Raw genomic sequence first — 19498 nt, 5'->3', positions numbered from 1 at the left:
CACCCACCTGATGACCCGGCGTCAATCGGATGGGTGGGCGCGGTGCCGTGCCTCGTACGCCGGCGGCAGGTAGCGGAGGCGTTCCGGCAGGCGTGGGACCACCGTGCGCACGACCCTGCCGAAGCGGCGCAGCCTCCGTTCCTGGGCCGCCGTCCACGGGAGGCCTATGGCCGACCTCGCGTCCGGCGGCATCAGGCCGATCGTGATGAAGCGGCGGAAGCGGGCCAGCGGCGGCAGGAGCAGGGGCCACAGGGTGCGCAGGGTCACCCGGAGCAGGTAGGGGCCGCGGTCCGGTGGCGGGACCGGGCGGTCCGTGGCGACGAGGTCGCGGACGACCTCCGTCTCCTCCAGCTCGTCGGCCAGGACCTTCGCGTAGTACGGCCAGAACTCCTCGATCGACTGCGGCATGTCGCGGTCGTGGATGCCGAGGATCCGGCCGACCTGCAGCCACTCCGCGTACAGCTGCCGCTCCTGCGCCTCGGTGAAGGGGCGGCCCAGGTACTTCTGGGCGTGGTGGTAGACGGGGAAGCCGGTGGCGTGGACCCACGCGTAGTAGGCGGGCGTCAGCGCGTGGTAGTCGCGGCCGTGCGCGTCCGTGCCCCGGATGTGCTGGTGCAGGGCGCGCAGCCTGCGGCCCTCCTCGGCCGCGCTCTCCCCGCCGTACACCCAGGTCTGCAGCGACCGCAGCGACCGCTCGCCGCGCCCCCACGGGTCGGTGCGGAAGACGGAGTACGTGTCGACGCCGGCGCCCACCGCGGGGTGCGCGACCTGCATCGTCAGGGCGGCGGGCAGGGCGAGCAGGGCGCGGACGTCGCCCGCGATGTCCCACAGGATCCCGCCGGGCGGTGGCGGCTCGGGAGCCTGGCTGCGGCTTGGCATCACACGGCTCCCAGGGGTCGGCGGGCCCGCCGGTCGGTGCCCGGTTTGTGTGTGTTCCAGTATGCGACGGCCATGGTCAACGCGATCCGCAGGGGCGGCGGCACCAGCGCCATCGCGATCCGTACGAGCCGTGCGACGCGGCGCAGTGCGCGCTCCTGGCGCGGGGTCCAGGCCAGGCCGAGCCGCTCACGGAGCACCGGCGGCAGCGTGCCCACGTTCACGAGCAGCGCGTATTGCGCCGACAGTGCCGCGAAGGGCCGCCAGAGCAGGGACGGGATCCACCGCACCGGCGGCTTCTGCGGGCGCGCCAGCTCGTCGAGCACGTCACGCACCGACTGGTTCAGCTCAAGGCGCTCGCGCACCATCTCGTCGTAGTACGCGCAGAACGCCGCCCAGTCCGGCGGGAGATGGTGCTCCTTGAGCCCCCATACGCGCCCCACGTCCCGCATCTCCTGGTAGTACGCAGGTGCTCTCCATCGCGATGTCGGAGCCGGACGCCGGGTCGGACGTGGCGGCGCTGCGGTGCCGTGCCGAACGGGCGGCGGACGATGGGTGGTTGATCAATGGGCACAAGACCTGGATCTCCAACGCTCATCTGGCGTCGTACATCCTCCTGGTCGCGCGCACGGACGCGAGCGGCCCCAGGCACGAGGGCCTGACGATGTTCCATGTCCCCGCGGACACACCGGGGATCGAGATCCGGGGCATCTCCACGATGGGCGGCCGCGAGGTCAACGACGTCCACTTCACGGACGTACGGCTGCCCGCGGACGCGGTGGTGGGCGTCGAGGGCAAGGCGTGGCCGCAGCTGATGGCGGGGCTCGACGCGGAGCGGCTCTTCCTGGCGGCGAACATGCTGGGACTCGCCGAGCGGATCCTCGACGACACGCTCACGTATGTGCGCGGGCGCGAGCAGTTCGGGCGTCCGGTCGGCTCGTTCCAGGCGCTGCGGCACCGCATCGCGGACCTGGCGACGGAGATCGAGTGCGCGCGGCTGCTCGTCTTCGACGTGGCGGCGCGGTGCGACGCCGAGCCGGAGCGCCTCTTCCCGCGCGAGGCCTCGATGGCCAAGCTGAAGGCCACCGAGACGGCGAAGCATGCGGCGCTGGAGGGCATGCAGATGATGGGCGGTTACGGCTACGCGACCGAGTACGACATGGAGCGGCATCTGCGGGCCGCGGTGGTGTCGACGGTGTACGGCGGCACCAGTGAGATCCAGCGGGACATCATCGGGAAGAGCTACGGCCTGTGAGAGCCGTCGGCTGAAACTCCCGACTTCCCCCGCTGCCGCGCCTATCGCGCGGCTGCGTACGCCTCCCGGACGATGTCCACGACCGCGTCGGGCTCGCGCAGGGTCGGGAAGTGGTCGCTGTCCCGCAGCCGCACGAGGCGGCAGCCCGGGATGCGTGCCGCCATCTCCTCGTTGCAGCGGATCACCTCGGGGTCGTCCCGCTCCCCCAGGGCGAGCACGCACGGCACGTCCAGCTCGCCGAGCCGGCCGAAGGCGGGCGGGTCGGGCACCTGGTGGGGATGGACGGCGAACCAGGACGGGATCACCGCCTCGATGAGCACCTGCACCTCGGAGTCGTCCCCGGTCCCCGCGGCGGCCGACGTGCGCCTCACCAGGGCCGCGATGCCGTCCATGTCGCCCGCCTGGGCGAGACGGCCCACCTCGGCCGTGAACTCCCCCATGAGGAAGTCCGGGTTGCCGGTGATGCCGGGGACCAGCAGGGCGAGCCCGGCCACCCTGGCGGGGTCGGCGAGCGCGAGGCCGATGGCCGTGGTGCCGCCCATGCTCGATCCGACGAGGAACGCCCGCGCGACGTCGAAGTGGTCGAGGACCGCGGTCAGGTCCTCGACGAGCGAGAACGCCGCGGTGGGGGCGGGAGACCTGCCGTACCCCCGCGCGTCGTAGCGGATGACCCGGCGCTCCTGAGCGAGGCGCGGCAGGATTCCGTCCCAGACGCGGGAGTCCGCCACTCCCGGATGCAGCAGCACCAGCGGCAGCGCGTCACCACCCGGGCCGCTCGCGCCTCCCGGCTCTCCCGAGTCGTGCGCCCAGAGCTCGCCGTCCTTGACCGGCACCATGAGTTCCATGGTGCGAGCCTGCCGCGAGGCCGCCCGGGGCGCCAGACCGGTGGGCCGCACGGCCCCCGGTGGGACGCGAAAGCGTCCCCCTAGCGGCCGGAACCCGTCCCCGCAGCGACCGGCTCCCCCACGATCCTGCTCGCCAGGCCGGACGCCAACTCCGCTACGTGGCCGCGCAGTTCGGCACCCGCGGAGGCGCGCTCGGCCTCGATCGCGACCCTGCCGCCCGTCAGCACCTCGTCGCGTTCGCGGACGCCCTCCGCACGGGCGGCGGCGATCAGGGCCGCGCCTTCCTCCCGGGCTCGCTGCCGCACCAGTGCGGCCTCGTGACGAGCCTCGGCCAGCGTCGCCTCCCGGTCGGCGGCTACGCGCTCGGCCTCGCTCCGCAGTTCCGCCGCCGGCCCCCCGGCGACCCCTTCGAGGATCGTGTCGCGCACTTCGAGCACACGGTTGACGCGGAGGATCATGCGCCTGATGAAGAGGTAGAGGGAGCCGAACAGCACGGCTCCGACGGCGAGGTGCTCGACTTCCGGATTGATCGGCCCCAGCGGCATAGGAATGAGCTGCATGCCGTCGATCTACCCGCTCATCAGTGCGCAACAACGCGCATCTGCACGGCAGTTGAGTGATGCCCGCCACGTTCCGGCCGAACGAACCGGCCGAACGAAGCGGTGGCGCCGCCCCGGGGACATGTGGTCTCCGGGGCGACGCCACCGTCTCGGGCCGTCGCTTCAGGTGCTGCTTCGGCTACTTCATTCGGCTACTTCGTGAGGCCCGCGGCCTCACGGTCCACGTTGCGGCGGATCCCGTACCAGCCGGCGACGAGCGCCGCCCCGATGATCGGGATGAGGTAGAGCGTCTTGCGGCCGATCTCGGGGTCCTTCCACATCAGGCCGAGCACGGCCAGCAGGAAGGCGATCGTGACGATCTCCGTGACCGGGCTGCCGGGGAGCCGGAAGCCGGGCCGGGTGATCAGGCCCTCCTTGGCGCGGCGGACGAACGCCAGGTGACAGATCATGATGATCACCCAGGTGCTGATGATGCCGAGGGACGCCACGTTCAGGACGATCTCGAAGGCCTGGCTCGGCATGAGGAAGTTCAGGCCGACGCCGAGCACGCACACCGCGGAGGTGAGCAGGATGCCGCCGTAGGGGACCTGGCTCTTGTTCATCCGCGCGGTGAACTTCGGCGCCGAACCCGCCATCGCCATCGAGCGCAGGATGCGGCCCGTGGAGTACAGGCCCGAGTTCAGCGACGACAGCGCCGCCGTGAGGACCACCAGGTTCATCACGTCACCGGCCGCCGGGACGCCGATCTTGGACAGGACCGTCACGAACGGGCTCTGGTCCGCCGAGTACACCGACCCGGGCAGCAGCAGCGCGAGCAGGACGACCGAGCCGACGTAGAAGAGGCCCACGCGCCACATGATGGAGTTCACCGCGCGCGGGACGACCTTCTGCGGGTCGGCGGTCTCGCCGGCCGCGACGCCGACCAGCTCCAGCGAGGCGTACGCGAAGACGACGCCCTGCATGACGATCACGACCGGCATGATGCCGTGCGGCAGGAAGCCGCCGTTGTCGGTGATCACGCTCAGGCCCGGCGTCTGGCCGCCGACGTCGTGCTGGGTGACCAGCAGGAAGATGCCGATCAGCATGAAGGCGATCAGGGCCGCGACCTTGACGATCGCGAACCAGAACTCCATCTCGCCGAAGTACTTCACCGAGATCAGGTTGATCACGAGGACGACGGCGAGGGCGATCAGCGCGAGCACCCACTGGGGGATGTCGGTGAAGAAGCTCCAGTAGTGCGTGTAGAGCGCGATGGCGGTGATGTCGGCGATGCCGGTGGTCGACCAGTTGACGAAGTACATCCAGCCGGCGACGTAGGCGCCCTTCTCGCCGAGGAACTCACGCGCGTAACTGACGAACGATCCCGACGAGGGCCGGTAGATGACCATCTCGCCGAGGGCACGCACGACGAAGAAGGCGAAGATGCCGCACACGAGGTACGCGACGGCGAGCGCGGGGCCCGCGGAGTGCAGGCGGCCGCCCGCACCGAGAAAGAGTCCAGTTCCGATCGCGCCACCGATGGCGATCATGTTGACGTGACGGGCCTTGAGGTCCTTGCTGTAACCGGCGTCGCCCGCGTCCGCGGGGGCCTGGGACGCATCTGTGCGGGATGCGTCCGCAGCGGCCGTGTCTACGGCTTCCTTGCTCACGTGGGGGGTCTACTCTCTGGTGCCCGGAAAACTCCGGTGTCCGGATGTGCTCCGGTCCACGACACCCCTGACGTGCGTGGACCGACGCGACACCTTCCCCCAGAGATCGCCCGACATGCGGTGGCGCACGTCACATAGCGGCACTTCTCACATGGTGGGCAGGGGGTGTACACCCGCTGATCACCGGGTGTACAGCGTATGGATCAGCGGGTGCACGGCCCGTGGGTCACGGTGCGTAGAGCGCCTTGATGGCGTCGTCGTACTTCTCCCTGATGACCCTGCGGCGCAGCTTCAGGGACGGTGTCAGCTCCCCTGTCTCGGGGCCCCACTCCTCGCCCAGGAGCCGGTACCGCTTGATCTGCTCGGTGCGGTTGAGGCGCGCGTTGGCCGCCTCGACGGCCCGCGCGACCTCTTCCCGCACGGCATCGCTCGCCAGCAGGTCGCCCGTGACCCCCCGTGCCGCCGCCCACGCGGGCGCCATCTCGGCGTCCAGGACGAGCAGCGCCACCAGGTAGGAGCGGCCGTCGCCGTGGACGAGGGCCTGGCCGATGAGGGGGTGCTCCTTGAGGGTGTTCTCGACGAGCGCGGGCGAGACGTTCTTGCCCGTCGAGGTCACGATCAGTTCCTTCTTGCGGTCGGTGAGCCAGAGGTAGCCGTCCTCGTCGATCCGCCCGACGTCGCCGGTGGGGAACCAGCCGTCCGCATCGCAGGCGGTCGCGACACCTCCGTCGGGGAGCAGATAGCCGTCGAAGACGGTCGCGCCGCGCACCAGGATCTCGCCGTCGTCGTCCGTGCGGATCTCCAGGCCCTCCAGGGGCTTGCCCACGGAGCCGAGCCGGAAGCCGGCCGGGGTGTTGATGGTGACGACGCCGGTCGTCTCCGTCAGGCCCCACGCGTCCATGATCACGAGGCCGAAGCCCGACCAGAAGCGCACGATGTCCATCGGCATGGACGCCGCCGCGCTCGCCGTCCACACCAGGCGGTCGAACCCGGCCAGGGAGAGCAGCGGATCGAGGACGTTCTGCTTGGCCTCGCGGTAGGCCGTCTCGATGTCGGCCGGGGCTTCCTCACCGCGTTCCATGTACGCCACGCGCGCGCGTACCGCCTCGTTCGCCGTCTCGATGGACTCCTGCTGCTCCTGGGGCAGCCCCGCGAGCGCGGCCCGTACGGACGCGGCCAGCTTCTCCCACACGCGCGGGACCCCGAAGAACTGCGCGGGGTGCAGCTCGCGCGCGGTCGCGGCCACGGCGTTCGGATCCGCGCACAGGTGGACGTGCGAGACGCGGAACACCGGCAGGTAGATGCCGAGCATGCGCTCCGCGACATGGGCGAAGGGGAGGTAGCTGATGTGCTCCACGAAGTCGGGGAGCTCGACGACGCCGTCCAGGGCGACGGCGTTGAGGACGACGTTGCGGTGCGTGATGCGGACGCCCTTGGGGTCGCCGGTGGTGCCCGAGGTGTAGACGACGGTCAGCGGATCGTCGGCCCGCGACTCGCGCCAGCCCTTCTCGAAGGCGTCCGGGTCGAACAGCCGGCCTCCCGTCGCGTACAGGGAGCCGTATGTGCGGTGCGGGCCCGCCTCTGCCGCCTCGACGACCACCAGGCGCTCCAGCGGAGCCGTGTCGTCCGTCAGGAGGGGCTCCCACCGGGCCAGCTCACGGGTTCCCTCGACGATCGCGAAGCGGGCGCGGCTGTGCCGGGCGATGTGCGCGATCTGTTCCGGGGCCGATGTGTTGTAGACGGTGACGGGGACCGCGCCGAGGTGCACGAGGGCGAGATCGCTCAGCCAGTGTTCGGGGCGGTTGCCCATCATCATCAGGACGTGCTCGCCGCGCCGCACGCCGAGCGCCGCGTATCCGGCGGCGAGGACGGCTACCTTGCGGCGCGCATCGCACCAGGTCAGCGTCGTCCACTCTCCTTCAGGGGTGGCACGCCAGGAGAGTGCGGGGCGGTCGCCGTGGTCCTCGGCGTTGCGGAGCAGCAGGGCGGGGAGCGTGATGTCGGCGGGTTCCCCGGGGAGTCGCAGGATCGTGGTCATGACCGCCTCCTGGCGTCATCGACGAAGCAAGTGACTGGGCCGGACGCTTTCACAACAGTGGTGAGACAGCAATACTGTTGCACCTGATCGGTGCACAACTGTCAGTGCACAACTGTCGGTGCACAACTGGGGAGGCGAAGCGCTGCCATGACGATGACGACGACGTCGGACACCGACGAGCCGACGCTCACGGTCGACGAACTGGCCGCACGCGCGGGCGTCACCGTCCGCACCATCCGCTTCTACAGCACCAAGGGCCTGCTTCCGCCACCCGTGATCGGCCCGCGCCGGGTCGGTCACTACGGCCAGGAGCATCTGTCCCGGCTCGGTCTCATCGAGGAGCTGCAGCACCAGGGCATGACGCTGGCGGCGATCGAGCGGTACCTGGAACAGCTGCCGCCCGACCTGAGCGCCCACGACCTCGCCATCCACCGCGCCGTGGTGGCCTCCTGGGCCCCCGACTCGGCCGAGGACACCGACCGCGCGGAGCTGGAGCGCAGGGCGGGCCGCTCGCTGACCGACGCGGATCTGGACCGGCTGTCGGCGATGGGGGTCGTCGCGCCGACGGAGCTCCCGGGGGCCTACCGCGTCGATCCGGGGCTGCTGCGCCTGGGCGTGGAGCTGCTCGACGTACCCATCGCGCACGAGACGATCCTGGCGGCGCGCACGGTCCTGATGGAGCACACCCGCTCGGCGGCCGTCGAGCTGTCCCGGCTCTTCCGCGACGAGGTGTGGGGCCCCTACCGCGAGCGGGAGTCGGACCCGGAGCACGTGGCGGCGATGCGGTCCCTGTCGGCACATATGCAGCCGATGGTGGTGCAGGCCCTGGTGACGGCGTTCCAGCGGTCCTTGAAGGAAGAGCTGCGGGAGTGGCTCACGGAAGGCTGAGCCACTCCCCCGACTCCCTTGCTACACCTTGACGTTGGCCGCGGTGGCGGTCGGCGCCTCGTCCCGCGTGGCCTGCCGCAGCCGCGTGGCGTAGACCTCGGCCAGGACGCTCAGGTCCTCCCTGGCGTTCGCGGGACCGGAGTTGTCACGGAGCTTGAGCGTGCCGACGAACTTGCCCTGGAGGATGACGATCTCCTGGGTGTTCTTCTCGGCGGGCCGCGTGAACCCGAAGGCGACGCTGTCGGCGCCCAGCCGCGGCCCGTCGAGGACCTTCAGCTCGTGCTTGTTGTGGCGCACGTAGCTGTCCCAGGCGGCGAAGGCGCGCTGGGCGGCCCTGTCGTTGCGGTACACGATCACGTCGTAACCGGCGCCCTCGCCCTTGTCGTTGCTGTGGTAGCCGACCTGGCCGTTGGCGACGGCGTTCCTGCACTTGCCGCCGGGGTCCTTGCACACGGACGGCGCCTTGGCACGGCTGTGCAGCTCCGTGCTGACGTTGCGCAGGGCGGCGGGCATGGTGTCGGCGGGCGGCAGGATCGCCTCGGCGTCCTGTGCGCCGCTCAGCGAGCCGCCGCCCTTCGCCGCGGATCCGCCGCCCGTCGCGCCGCCGATGGTGCGGCTGTGCGACGAGCCCGAACCCGACTTGTGCTTCTTGTTCTTCTTCTTTCCCCCGCAGCCCGTCAGGGCCAGCGAGAGGACCAGCACTCCGACGCCCACCGCTCGCGTCGTTCCCCCAGTCGTCAACCGCACAGCGGTCATCCTCCGTTTGTCGTGGTCATGATCTACGGCAGGATACGACGCGGGCGGGAGAGGCCCCCGGTTCCGCCCCCGACGGGGGCGGAACCGCAGCTGAGCGGGTCAGTTCACGTCAGTTGTCGCTGAACTTCTCGCCCTTGTCGGCCTTTTCGACCAGCAGCGCGGGCGGCGTGAACCGGTCGCCGTAGCGGTCGGCCAGCTCACGCGCGCGGGCCACGAACCCGGGCAGGCCGCCTTCGTAGCCGTTGATGTACTGCAGCACGCCGCCGGTCCAGCCGGGGAAGCCGATGCCGAAGATCGAGCCGATGTTGGCGTCCGCGACGGACGTCAGGACGCCCTCCTCCACCAGGCGCACGGTGTCGAGCGCCTCCGAGAAGAGCATGCGCTCCTGCATGTCCTCGAACGGGATCTGTGTGCCCGCCTGGGTGAAGTGCTCGCGCAGGCCCGGCCACAGGCCGGCGCGCTTGCCGTCCACGTAGTCGTAGAAGCCCGCTCCCCCGCTCCTGCCGGGACGCTCGAACTCGTCGACCATGCGGTCGATGACGGAGTCCGAGGGGTGCCCGGCCCAGGTGCCGCCCGCCTCCTCGACGGCGCGCTTGGTCTCGTTGCGGATCTTGCGCGGCAGGGTGAGGGTCAGCTCGTCCATCAGGGAGAGGACCTTCGCCGGGTACCCGGCCTGGGCCGCCGCCTGCTCGATCGACGCGGGCTCGATGCCCTCGCCGACCATCGCGACGCCTTCGTTGATGAAGTGCCCGATCACGCGCGAGGTGAAGAAGCCGCGCGAGTCGTTGACGACGATCGGCGTCTTGCTGATCTGGCGTACGAGATCGAAGGCGCGCGCGAGCGCCTCGTCCCCGGTGCGCTCACCCTTGATGATCTCGACGAGCGGCATCTTGTCTACGGGCGAGAAGAAGTGCAGGCCGATGAAGTCGACGGGCCGCGTGACGCCCTCGGCGAGCTGGGTGATCGGCAGCGTCGAGGTGTTGGAGCACAGCAGCGCGTCCGGCTCGATGACGTCCTGGATCTCCTGGAACACCTTGTGCTTGAGCGAGGTGTCCTCGAAGACGGCCTCGATCACGGCGTCGCAGCCCGCGAGGTCCTGCGGGTCGGCGGTCGGCGTGATGCGGGCGAGCAGCGCGTCGGCCTTCTCCTGGGTCGTACGCCCCCGCTCCACCGCCTTGGCGCACAGCTTCTCGGAGTAGGCCTTGCCCTTGGCGGCGGCCTCGGCGGAGACGTCCTTCAGGACGACCTCGATGCCCGCGCGAGCACAGGAGTAGGCGATGCCCGCGCCCATCATCCCGGCGCCGAGCACCGCGGCCTTGCGGACCGGACGCGGCTCGATGCCCTTGGGCCGGTTGGCGCCGGAGTTGACGGCCTGCAGGTCGAAGAAGAACGCCTGGATCATGTTCTTCGCGGTCTGCCCGGTGACCAGCTCGGTGAAGTACCGGGCCTCGATGGTCAGCGCGGTCTCGAAGTCGACCTGCGAGCCCTCGACGGCGGCCGCGAGGATGTTGCGCGGGGCGGGGTAGGGGGCGCCGTTGATCTGCTTCTTGAGGTTGGCGGGGAAGGCGGGCAGGTTCGCCGCGAACTTCGGGTTGGCCGGGGTGCCGCCGGGGATGCGGTAGCCGGGCTTGTCCCAGGGCTGCGCCGACTCGGGGTTGGCGTCGATGAAGGCGCGGGCCTTCTCGATCATCTCCTCGCGGGTGGCGGCCACTTCGTGGACGAGGCCGTTCTCCAGGGCGCGCTTCGGGGAGTACTGGGTGCCCTGGAGGAGCACCTTGAGCAGCGCGTCCGCGATGCCCATGAGGCGCACGGTGCGGGTCACGCCGCCGCCCGCCGGGAGCAGGCCGAGGGTGACCTCGGGCAGGCCGATCTTGGATCCGGGCGCGTCGAGCGCGACGCGGTGGTGGCTGGCCAGGGCGATCTCGTAACCGCCGCCGAGGGCCGCGCCGTTGATGGCGGCGACGACCGGCTTGCCCAGGGTCTCGATGCGGCGCAGGGAGCTCTTGATGGCGACGCCCGCCTCGAACGCGTCGCGCGCGTTCTCGGGACCGGCCTGCATCATGTCCTTCAGGTCACCGCCGGCGAAGAAGGTCTTCTTGGCGGAGGTGTAGATGATGCCGCGGATGGAGTCCTTCTCGGCCTCCGCGCGCTCGGCGATGGCCGCGATGGAGTCCTTGAACCCCTGGTTCATGGTGTTCGCGGACTGGTTGGGGTCGTCGAGGACGAGAGTGACGACGCCGGTGTCGTCCTGTTCCCAGCGGATGGTTGAGCTCTGCGTCATGGTGCGTCTCCGTGAAGTCTGTTGCGTCCGGGGTGGGCGGCTACTGGGGTGGGCTGTGCCGTTGCTTGCCGACTGACGGTGGGTGGGGGCTGGTCGCGCGGTTCCCCCGCGCCCCTGAGATGCGCACTGCATGCGGCACCTCGGGGCGCGTGCCGGGGAAGGCCGCGCGCAGCGCACGCCTTCAGGGGCGCGGGGAACTGCGCGAGCAACCACGGCGTACCCGCGGTCGTCGACAGCCCTCGGCCCCAGCGGCGCTACACCCGTTCCACGATCGTGGCGATCCCCATGCCACCGCCGACGCACAACGTGGCGAGCCCGTACCGCAGGTCACGCCGCTCCAGCTCGTCCACCAGCGTGCCCAGGATCATCGCCCCGGTCGCGCCCAGGGGATGGCCCAACGCGATCGCGCCGCCGTTGACGTTGACCTTGTCCAGGGACAGGCCCATGTCCTTGACGAAGCGCAGGACCACCGCAGCGAAGGCTTCGTTGATCTCGACGAGGTCGATGTCGTCGATGGTCAGACCCGCCTTGGCGAGCGCCTTGCGGGCGGCCGGTGCGGGACCGGTGAGCATGATGGTCGGCTCGGAGCCGGAGACGGCCGCGGAGACGATCCGGGCGCGCGGCGTGAGGCCGTAACGCTCGCCGACCTCCTTGGTGCCGATGGCCACCAGGGCCGCGCCGTCCACGATGCCGGAGGAGTTGCCCGCGTGGTGGACGTGGTCGATCTTCTCGACCCAGTGGTACTTCTGCAGCGCGACGGCGTCGAAGCCGCCGAGGTCGCCGATGTCCTTGAAGGACGGCTTCAGCTTGGCGAGCGAGTCGGCGGTGGTGCCGGGGCGCATGTACTCGTCGTGGTCGAGGACGACCAGACCGCTGCGGTCCTTCACCGGCACGACGGACTTCTCGAAGCGGTTGTCCTTCCAGGCGGCCGCGGCGCGCTCCTGGGACAGGGCCGCGTACTCGTCGACGTCGCGCCGCGAGTAACCCTCGACGGTGGCGATCAGGTCGGCGCCGATGCCCTGCGGCACGAAGCCCGTCTCGTAGTTGGTCATCGGGTCGGCGAACCAGGCGCCGCCGTCCGAGGCCATCGGGACGCGTGACATCGACTCGACGCCGCCCGCGAGGACGAGGTCCTCCCAGCCCGAACGCACCTTCATCGCGGCCATGTTGACCGCTTCGAGACCCGAGGCGCAGAACCGGTTCTCCTGGACGCCCGCGACGGTGTCCGGAAGACCGGCGGCGATGGCCGCGATGCGCGCGATGTCGGAGCCCTGGTCGCCGACGGGGCCCACGACGCCGAGGACGATGTCGTCGACGGCCGCCGGGTCCAGGTCGGGGAAGCGCGCCCTGATCTCGTGGATCAGGCCGACGACCAGGTCGATCGGCTTGGTGCCGTGCAGGGCGCCATTGGCCTTGCCGCGTCCGCGCGGGGTGCGGATCGCGTCGTATACGTACGCTTCGGTGGTCAAGACAGCAGCCTTTCGCAAAGAACTGTGAAGGTGAGGGTGGGGGCGGGCTCAGGCGAGCAGGGAGCGGCCGATGATCTCCTTCATGATCTCGGTCGTGCCTCCGTAGATCGTCTGGATGCGGCCGTCCGTGAAGGCCTTGGCGACGCGGTACTCGGTCATGTAGCCGTAGCCTCCGTGCAGTTGCAGGCAGCGGTCGGCGACGCGTTTTTGCAGCTCGGTCGCCCACCACTTCGCCATCGACGCGTGCACGGCGTCGAGTTCCCCGTTCGAGTGATCGACGATGCAGCGGTCGAGGAACGTACGGGTGACCGCGCACTCGGTCGCCATCTCGGCGATCTCGAAACGGATGTGCTGGAGCTTGGAGAGCGGACGCCCGAAGGCCTCGCGCTCCTTGACGTACGTCGTGGTGATCTCCAGGAGGTACTCGGCGGCGGCGATCCCCGCGACGGCGATGCCCATGCGCTCCTGCGCGAGGTTCGTCATCAGGTGGATGAAGGCGCCGTCGAGTTCGCCGAGGAGGTTCTCCTTGGGGACGCGTACGTCGTTGAAGAACAGCTCGGCGGTGTCCTGGGACTTCTGGCCGATCTTGTCGAGGTTGCGGCCCCGCTCGAAGCCTTCCGCGCCGCGCTCGACGACCAGGAGGGACAGGCCCTTCGCGCCGCCCTCCGGGGAGGTCTTGGCGACGACGATGACGAGGTCGGCGAGGATGCCGTTCGAGATGAACGTCTTGGAGCCGTTGAGCAGCCAGTGGTCGCCCTGGTCCGTGGCGGTGGTGCGGATGCCCTGGAGGTCGGAGCCCGCGCCCGGCTCGGTCATCGCGATGGCCGTGATGATCTCGCCGGAGCAGAAGCCGGGCAGCCAGCGCCGCTTCTGGTCCTCGGTGGCCAGGGAGGTGAGGTACGGGCCGATGATGTCGTTGTGCAGGCCGAGCGCGAGCCCGGATGCTCCCGCGCGCGTGAACTCCTCGGCGAGGACCGCGCTGTAGCGGAAGTCGTCGTTCCCGCCGCCTCCGTACTCCTCGGGCACGGCGAGGCCGAGCAGCCCCTGCTTGCCCGCCGCGCGCCAGGCGTCACGGCTGACGATCCCGTCCTTCTCCCACTCCTCGTAGTGGGGCAGCACCTCCTTGGCCAGGAAGGTGCGGACGGTCTCGCGGAACGCCTCGTGTTCGGCGGAGAAGATCTGTCGCTTCACGTACGGCCTCCTAGAGCCAGCCCTTGACGGTCTCGATCAACTTGGCCGGCTCGGGGCCGACGGGAATGACGTTGAGCATGTCGACGCCCGCCTCGCGGAAGGCCTCGACACGCTCGCGGACATAGCTCTCCGGGCCGCACAGCGACATGAGCTCGCAGAACTCGGCCGGGACGGCGGCCTCGGCCTCCTTCTTCCTGCCCGAGAGATACAGCTCCTGGATGAGCTCGGCTTCCTTCTCGTAGCCGTACGCGACCGCGAGGTCGTTGTAGAAGTTCTTCCCCACCGCTCCCATGCCGCCTACGTAGAGGGCGATCTGGGGCCGGGCGAAATCCCGTACGGCCGCCGCGTCGTCACCGATGGCGAGCAGTCCGCCCGCGACCGTCTGCAACGGTCCGAGCGCCGGATCGCGCTTCTCCTTGCCCTCGGCGAGCGGAGCGCCCCACACCTGGTGGGCCTTCTCCGGGATGAACAGGGTGGGCAGCCAGCCGTCGGCGATCTCGGCGGTCATGCGGACGTTGGCGGGACCCAGGGAGGCGACGTACAGCGGCACTTCGGAGCGCACCGGCTTGGTGAGGATCTTGAGCGGCTTGCCCAGCTTGCCGCCCTTCTCCGCGGGCAGCGGCATGTCCGTGATGCCGTGGTGGTCGATGACCTCGCGGCGCAGGATGCGGCGGGTCAGCTCGATCGCCTCGCGGGTGCGGGCCAGGGGCTTGTCGTACGGCTTTCCGTGCCAGCCCTCGACGACCTGCGGGCCCGATGCGCCGAGCCCGATGATCGCCCGGCCCCCGGAGATCGCGTCGAGTCCGGCGGCGGTCTGGGCGATGAGGGCGGGGGTGCGCGAGTAGACGTTGAGGATCGCGGCGCCGATCTTCATACGCTCGGTGCGCGCGGCCAGGTAGCCCATGATGGTGGGCGAGTCGAAGCCGTACGCCTCCGCCACCCAGACGGCGTCCAGACCTGCGGACTCCAGGGCCGCCAGGTCGTCGGCGGCCTGGCGCGGGTCGCCCGCGTAGGCGAGAGGTGCGGAGAGTTGCATCAGTCGTCTTCCTTCGTGGGGATGCTCGTCAGGGCCGGTACGTCCCAGTCGCGGGCCACGTCCTCGGTGTCGGCGCCGGGCTGGGCGGGGCCGCTGCGGACGTCCGTCGGGGTCGCGGAGAAGCGGGGCGCCGGAGCGGGCTGGGTGATGCCGCCGTGGTCGACGAAGGTGCCGCGGGCGGCGAGATGGGGGTGGCCGGGGGCCTCGGAGAGCGAGAGCACGGGCGCGACGCACGCGTCGGAGCCCTCGAAGACGGCCGTCCACTCCTCGCGCGTGCGCTCCTTGAAGCGGGCGGCGACCGCCTCGCGCAGCTCGCCCCAGCGGGCGAGGTCCTTGCGTGCGGGCGCCTGTCCTGTCAGGCCGAGCAGCTCGATGAACTCGTCGTAGAACTGCTGCTCAAGGGCGCCGACGGCCATGTAACCGCCGTCGGCCGTTTCGTAGTTGCCGTAGAACGGGCAGCCGCCGTCCAGGAGGTTGGCGCCGCGCCGGTCCTGCCAGCCGCCGGCCGCGAGCATGCCGTGGATCATCGACGTGAGGTGTGCGGTGCCGTCGACGATCGCGGCGTCCACGACCTGGCCGCTGCCGTGCTCGCGCGCGTGGTGCAGGGCCGCGAGGATGCCGACGACGAGATAGAGCGAGCCGCCCGCGTAGTCGCCGACGAGGTTGGCGGGGACGGTGGGCGGCTCGCCGGGGTTGCCGATCATGCCGAGGGTGCCGGTGATCGCGATGTACGCGATGTCGTGCCCGGCGCGCTGGGCGAGCGGGCCCTCCTGGCCCCAGCCGGTCATCCGTCCGTAGACGAGCTTCGGGTTGCGGGCGTGGCAGTCCGCGGGCCCGACGCCGAGCCGCTCGGCGACGCCGGGGCGGTAGCCCTCGATGAGGACATCGGCGCGGTCGACCAGGTCGAGGACGCGGTCCGCGCCGTCCGCCGCCTTGAGGTCGACGATCACGGAGCGTTTGTTGCGGTTGGTGACGTCGTACTCGGGATTGATCGCGAGACCGCCGCCGCCCGGTCGGTCGACGCGCACGACGTCGGCGCCGAGGTCGGCGAGGAGCATGGCCGCGAACGGGCCGGGCCCGATGCCCGCCAGCTCGACCACGCGCACCCCGGCGAGCGGTCCGCGAACGCCCTTGTCCGGCACTGCCATTGAGCCCCCAGCGCTATGACACAACTGATGTAACACCAGTGATGCTAAGAACGTGTTCCACTCCGCACAAGACCCTAGCAAGCAAGCGCTTAGACAAATCCGGTGACAGTCGGTGCGGCGGCTAGCCTGCGGTCATGGATTCCGTACTGGTCAGCGCGTGTCTACGCGGGGTGCCCTGCCGGTTCGACGGCCGCGACAAGGAGTCACCGGAACTCGACGACGCGGTGGCGGGCCGCGGGGTCGTCCCCTTCTGCCCGGAGGCGGCCGGCGGGCTGCCCACCCCCCGCCGGCCCGCCGAGCTCGTCGGCGGCGACGGACACGACGTGCTCGACGGGACGGCCCGTGTCGTCGACGACACGGGACAGGACGTGACGGCCGAATTCGTGGCGGGAGCCCGGCGCGCGCTGGCGGCGGCGCCGGCCGCCGGCTGTACCGAGGCGCTGCTGATGCCGCGCAGCCCCTCGTGCGGGCACGGCACGGTCCACGACGGTTCATTCGGCGGGCGGCTGGTGGCGGGCGACGGAGTGACGGCGGCGCTGTTCCAGCGGAACGGGATCAGCGTGCGGGCGGCGCCGGGCGTGTGAGGCGGGGCGGCCGCGCACGGATCACGTGGCGCGGGCGTCCAGCTCCGCGACGAGCTTCTTCGTGGCGATCGTGCGGTAGCTCTCCTCGACCCAGTCGCAGAGCAGATCGGCGGCCGGTGCGCCCTTCTCCTCCAGGGGGACGCGCACCCAGCCCGCCTTGCCCAGGCCGTACCCCGCGGGTTCCGCGCCCGGCGCCGTCAGGGCGTGGGCGTGCGTCGCCTCGTCGGTGAGCTTGACGGTGATGCCGAGGGGATAGCTGCCGTCGTCCATTCCGAGGAAGACGAACACCTTCTTGTTGACCTTGGCGACGCTCTCGCCCCAGGGGAAGTCCTCGGCCGCACCCGGCATGCCGAGCGCGAAGCCGCGCACCCGCTCCCACTTCTTCAGGGCAGTTTTCGGGACAGCCATGGGGTACCTCCTGGTAACCGCTGCGACTCCTCACGCTAGCCTCGGCCACCGACATCGGCGCGGGGTGCACGGCAGAGAGGTGCCATGACCAGTCAGAACGGCAACGGCAAGGAGCGTGCGGAGGACCGCACGTACGACATCGTCCTTTTCGGAGCGACCGGTTTCGTCGGTGTGCTCACCGCGGAGTACCTCGCCGCGCACGCGCCCGAGGGGCTGCGCTGGGCGATCGCGGGGCGCGACACCGGGAAGCTGGAGCGGCTGCGGGACAAGCTCGCCGAGGCCCACCCGGCCTGCGCGGAACTCCCCCTCGTCCACGCGGACGTGGCGGACGAGGCGTCCCTGCGGGAGATGGCCGGCCACGCGCGCGTGGTGGCCACGACCGTGGGCCCCTATCTCGCGTACGGCCAGGATCTCGTCGCCGCGTGCGCGGAGGCGGGCACGGACTACGTGGACCTCACCGGTGAGCCGGAGTTCGTCGACCTCGTGTACGTGCGGCACGACGCCCGCGCACGGGAGACGGGCGCACGCCTCGTGCACTCCTGCGGCTTCGACTCCGTACCGCACGACCTCGGCGCGTACTTCACGGTGCGCCAGCTCCCCGAGGGCGTGCCGCTGCGTGTCGACGGGTTCGTGCGCAGCAACGCGACCTTCTCCGGGGGCACGTTCGCCTCCGCGCTCGCCCAGTTCGCGCGCGGCCCGCAGATGCTGTCCGCCGCGCGGGACCGGCGGCGGCACGAGCCGCGCCTGGTGGACCGCAAGGCGTACGCGCCGCCGAGCGCGCCCCGGTACGCGGGCGAGGTCGGCGCCTGGGCCCTCCCCCTGCCGACGATCGACCCGCAGGTGGTGCAGCGCTCGGCGCGGGCCCTTGAGCGCTACGGGCCCGACTTCCGCTACCGGCACTACGCGGCGGTCAAGACGCTGCCGTTCGCCTTCGGCGGCGCCGCGGCCGTCACCGGCCTGGTGGCCGCGGCCCAACTGCCGCCCGCACGGCGGTGGTTGTCGTCGCGCCTGAAGCCCGGCGAGGGGCCGAGCGAGCAGCGGCGTGCGGAGAGCTGGTTCTCCGTGCGGTTCGTCGGCGAGGGCGGCGGCAAGCGGGTGTTCACCGAGGTCTCGGGCGGTGATCCGGGGTACGACGAGACCGCGAAGATGCTGGCCGAGGCGGCGCTGTGCCTGGCCGTCGACGACGACCTGCCGGACGTGGCCGGACAGCTGACCACCGCCGTGGCGATGGGCGACGCGCTGACGGCGCGGCTGACGGCGGCGGGGCTCAGGTTCCGGGTGGCGGCGACGCGGTAGCCGCCGCTGGGTCCGGTGCCGCGCCGGTCGCCTCGCGCAGGGCCGCGCGGCACAGGGCGTCCGCGCGCCGCGTCGACTCGGGGAGGCGGTAGCGCGGCGTCAGGCGGAGCGTGTGGGCGCAGGCGTTGTCCAGGCTCACGCGGTGCCCGACGGAGACGAAGACCGGCTTGACGTCCTCGCGGGTGCGCAGGGCGCGGCCGATCTCCTCGGCTCCGTCGAGCAAGGGGGCCGCGCTGCCCCGCGGTGCGCCGGGAGCCTCGTACGTGAACGTGAAGGGGTTCTTGGCCACGCCGATCGTGGGCAGTCCCGTGAGGACGCCGAGGTGGCTGGCGAGGCCGAACCGGCGGGGGTGCGCGATGCCGTAGCCGTCGCAGACGACGAGGCCCGGATCGGCTTCGAGCGCCCCCAGGGCGACGAGGACGGTGGGGATCTCACGGAACGCGAGCAGGCCCGGCACGTACGGGAAGGCCACGCGGCCCACCGCGGTCGCCTCCTCGACGACGTCGAGCGTGGCGGCGTCCAGGACGACGACCGCGGCGGCGACGATGCCGCGCTCGTCGTCGTAGGCGACGTCGACCCCCGTGACGTGCCCCGTGCCCGGCCGCGGCCCTTCTTCGTCGAGCACGACCCGGGCGCGGAGTCCGTCCTGGACGGCGCGGGCGGCCGGCTCGTCCGTGGGCCAGTCGGCGGGGGCGTGGGAGGGGGGTGCGGTGTGCGTCGTCATCGTGCGGGCAAGCCTAGGCCTTGCGCCGTCCCGGCACGGAGTACGCCCCCGAACGCGCGCAGGCTGCGGGCGGCCCGCCCTGGCGGTGCGGTGCTGGCCCGCCCTGGCGGTGCGGTGCCAGGGCGCCGCGGCAGTGGAGTGCCGGGGCGCCGCGGACTCGCACCCGCACATCGCGCCGTCCAGGCACGGAGTACGCCCCCGAACGCGGGCAGGCCGCGAGCGGCCTGCCTTGGCGGTGCGGTGCTGGCCCGCCCCGGCGGTGGAGTGCCGGGCCGCCGCGGACTGGCACCCGCACTCCGCACCGTCCCGACACGGAGTACGCCCCGAACGCGCGCAGGCCGCGGGCGGCCCGCCCCGGCGTGCGGTGCTGGCCTGCCCCGGCGGTGCGGTGCCAGGCCGCCGCGGCGGTGCGGTGCCAGGGCGGCCCGGACTCGCACCCGTACTCGCCCAGACCTGCCGCTTCGTCTCCTCCGCGCGAACGCCCCGGCCCCGGG

General features: G+C 71.3%; 17 protein-coding genes and 1 pseudogene. 4 read left to right on the top strand and 14 right to left on the bottom strand.

All coding sequences use genetic code 11. The features are described from left to right. Nucleotides 1–21: 21 nt before the first annotated feature. Entirely contained in the window at nt 22–879 is an 858-nt protein-coding gene (locus tag AC07AG_RS09370) for an oxygenase MpaB family protein (RefSeq protein WP_478753424.1), read from the bottom strand. After that, entirely contained in the window at nt 879–1319 is a 441-nt protein-coding gene (locus tag AC07AG_RS09365) for an oxygenase MpaB family protein (RefSeq protein WP_478753422.1), read from the bottom strand. The genes AC07AG_RS09370 and AC07AG_RS09365 overlap by 1 nt, the downstream gene beginning before the upstream one ends. A 23-nt stretch (nt 1320–1342) precedes the next feature. Here AC07AG_RS09365 and AC07AG_RS09360 point away from each other — a divergent pair. After that, a pseudogene (locus AC07AG_RS09360) lies at nt 1343–2131 on the top strand (acyl-CoA dehydrogenase family protein); the annotation flags it as partial. Between the two features lie 41 nt (nt 2132–2172). Here AC07AG_RS09360 and AC07AG_RS09355 read toward each other — a convergent pair. The 4 genes from AC07AG_RS09355 to AC07AG_RS09340 form a co-directional block, all read right to left on the bottom strand. After that, complete coding sequence (locus AC07AG_RS09355; RefSeq protein WP_478753421.1) at nt 2173–2976, bottom strand: alpha/beta fold hydrolase; 804 nt, start codon at nt 2974–2976, stop codon at nt 2173–2175. An 80-nt stretch (nt 2977–3056) separates the two neighbouring features. Next, entirely contained in the window at nt 3057–3536 is a 480-nt protein-coding gene (locus AC07AG_RS09350; protein WP_478753419.1) for a F0F1 ATP synthase subunit B family protein, read from the bottom strand. Between the two features lie 191 nt (nt 3537–3727). Next, nucleotides 3728–5185 carry an amino acid permease gene (locus tag AC07AG_RS09345; protein WP_478753417.1) on the bottom strand — a complete coding sequence of 486 codons (1458 nt, stop codon included), beginning with the start codon at nt 5183–5185 and terminating at the stop codon, nt 3728–3730. A gap of 226 nt (nt 5186–5411) precedes the next feature. Beyond that, nucleotides 5412–7223: an AMP-dependent synthetase/ligase gene (locus AC07AG_RS09340; RefSeq protein WP_478753415.1), complete on the bottom strand. Its 1812-nt coding sequence runs from the start codon at nt 7221–7223 to the stop codon at nt 5412–5414. Nucleotides 7224–7376: 153 nt separating this feature from the next. Between AC07AG_RS09340 and AC07AG_RS09335 the strand changes: the two genes are divergently transcribed. Further along, nucleotides 7377–8111, top strand: a complete 735-nt coding sequence (locus tag AC07AG_RS09335) for a MerR family transcriptional regulator (RefSeq protein WP_478753961.1) — start codon at nt 7377–7379, stop codon at nt 8109–8111. A 21-nt stretch (nt 8112–8132) separates the two neighbouring features. On the opposite strand, the gene AC07AG_RS09330 is transcribed toward AC07AG_RS09335, so the two are convergent. From AC07AG_RS09330 to AC07AG_RS09305, 6 genes are all read right to left on the bottom strand, one after another. Beyond that, on the bottom strand, nt 8133–8867 hold the full coding sequence (locus tag AC07AG_RS09330; RefSeq protein ID WP_478753413.1) for a hypothetical protein: 735 nt from the start codon (nt 8865–8867) through the stop codon (nt 8133–8135). Nucleotides 8868–8976: 109 nt separating this feature from the next. Next, on the bottom strand, nt 8977–11148 hold the full coding sequence (locus AC07AG_RS09325) for a 3-hydroxyacyl-CoA dehydrogenase NAD-binding domain-containing protein (protein ID WP_478753411.1): 2172 nt from the start codon (nt 11146–11148) through the stop codon (nt 8977–8979). A 254-nt stretch (nt 11149–11402) separates the two neighbouring features. Further along, nucleotides 11403–12617: an acetyl-CoA C-acetyltransferase gene (locus tag AC07AG_RS09320; RefSeq protein WP_351161115.1), complete on the bottom strand. Its 1215-nt coding sequence runs from the start codon at nt 12615–12617 to the stop codon at nt 11403–11405. 48 nt (nt 12618–12665) lie between these two features. Next, nucleotides 12666–13808, bottom strand: a complete 1143-nt coding sequence (locus tag AC07AG_RS09315) for an acyl-CoA dehydrogenase family protein (RefSeq protein WP_478753409.1) — start codon at nt 13806–13808, stop codon at nt 12666–12668. A gap of 10 nt (nt 13809–13818) precedes the next feature. Continuing rightward, a complete protein-coding gene (locus AC07AG_RS09310; protein ID WP_478753407.1) occupies nt 13819–14844 on the bottom strand; it encodes an LLM class F420-dependent oxidoreductase in 1026 nt (341 codons plus the stop codon). Continuing rightward, the gene (locus AC07AG_RS09305; protein WP_478753406.1) at nt 14844–15992 is read right to left on the bottom strand and encodes a CaiB/BaiF CoA transferase family protein; all 1149 of its coding nucleotides are present in this window, start codon (nt 15990–15992) and stop codon (nt 14844–14846) included. The genes AC07AG_RS09310 and AC07AG_RS09305 overlap by 1 nt, the downstream gene beginning before the upstream one ends. Before the next feature lie 134 nt (nt 15993–16126). On the opposite strand from AC07AG_RS09305, the gene AC07AG_RS09300 reads away from it, so the two are divergent. Continuing rightward, entirely contained in the window at nt 16127–16576 is a 450-nt protein-coding gene (locus AC07AG_RS09300) for a 2-thiouracil desulfurase family protein (RefSeq protein WP_478753404.1), read from the top strand. 21 nt (nt 16577–16597) lie between these two features. Here the strand turns inward: AC07AG_RS09300 and AC07AG_RS09295 are convergent, their stop codons facing one another. Continuing rightward, nucleotides 16598–16984 carry an MmcQ/YjbR family DNA-binding protein gene (locus AC07AG_RS09295; protein WP_478753402.1) on the bottom strand — a complete coding sequence of 129 codons (387 nt, stop codon included), beginning with the start codon at nt 16982–16984 and terminating at the stop codon, nt 16598–16600. 84 nt (nt 16985–17068) lie between these two features. Between AC07AG_RS09295 and AC07AG_RS09290 the strand changes: the two genes are divergently transcribed. Next, complete coding sequence (locus AC07AG_RS09290) at nt 17069–18280, top strand: saccharopine dehydrogenase family protein (RefSeq protein WP_478753400.1); 1212 nt, start codon at nt 17069–17071, stop codon at nt 18278–18280. On the opposite strand, the gene AC07AG_RS09285 is transcribed toward AC07AG_RS09290, so the two are convergent. After that, nucleotides 18252–19004 (bottom strand): endonuclease V, encoded by a 753-nt coding sequence (locus AC07AG_RS09285; RefSeq protein ID WP_478753398.1) that lies wholly within the window; start codon nt 19002–19004, stop codon nt 18252–18254. The two genes, AC07AG_RS09290 and AC07AG_RS09285, sit on opposite strands and share 29 nt — an antisense overlap. Between the last annotated feature and the right edge of the window lie 494 nt (nt 19005–19498).

Source organism: Streptomyces sp. NPDC044044, assembly GCF_056434405.1.
The sequence above is the reverse complement of the archived record's forward strand: the minus strand, read 5'-3'. Positions and strand labels throughout refer to the sequence as shown.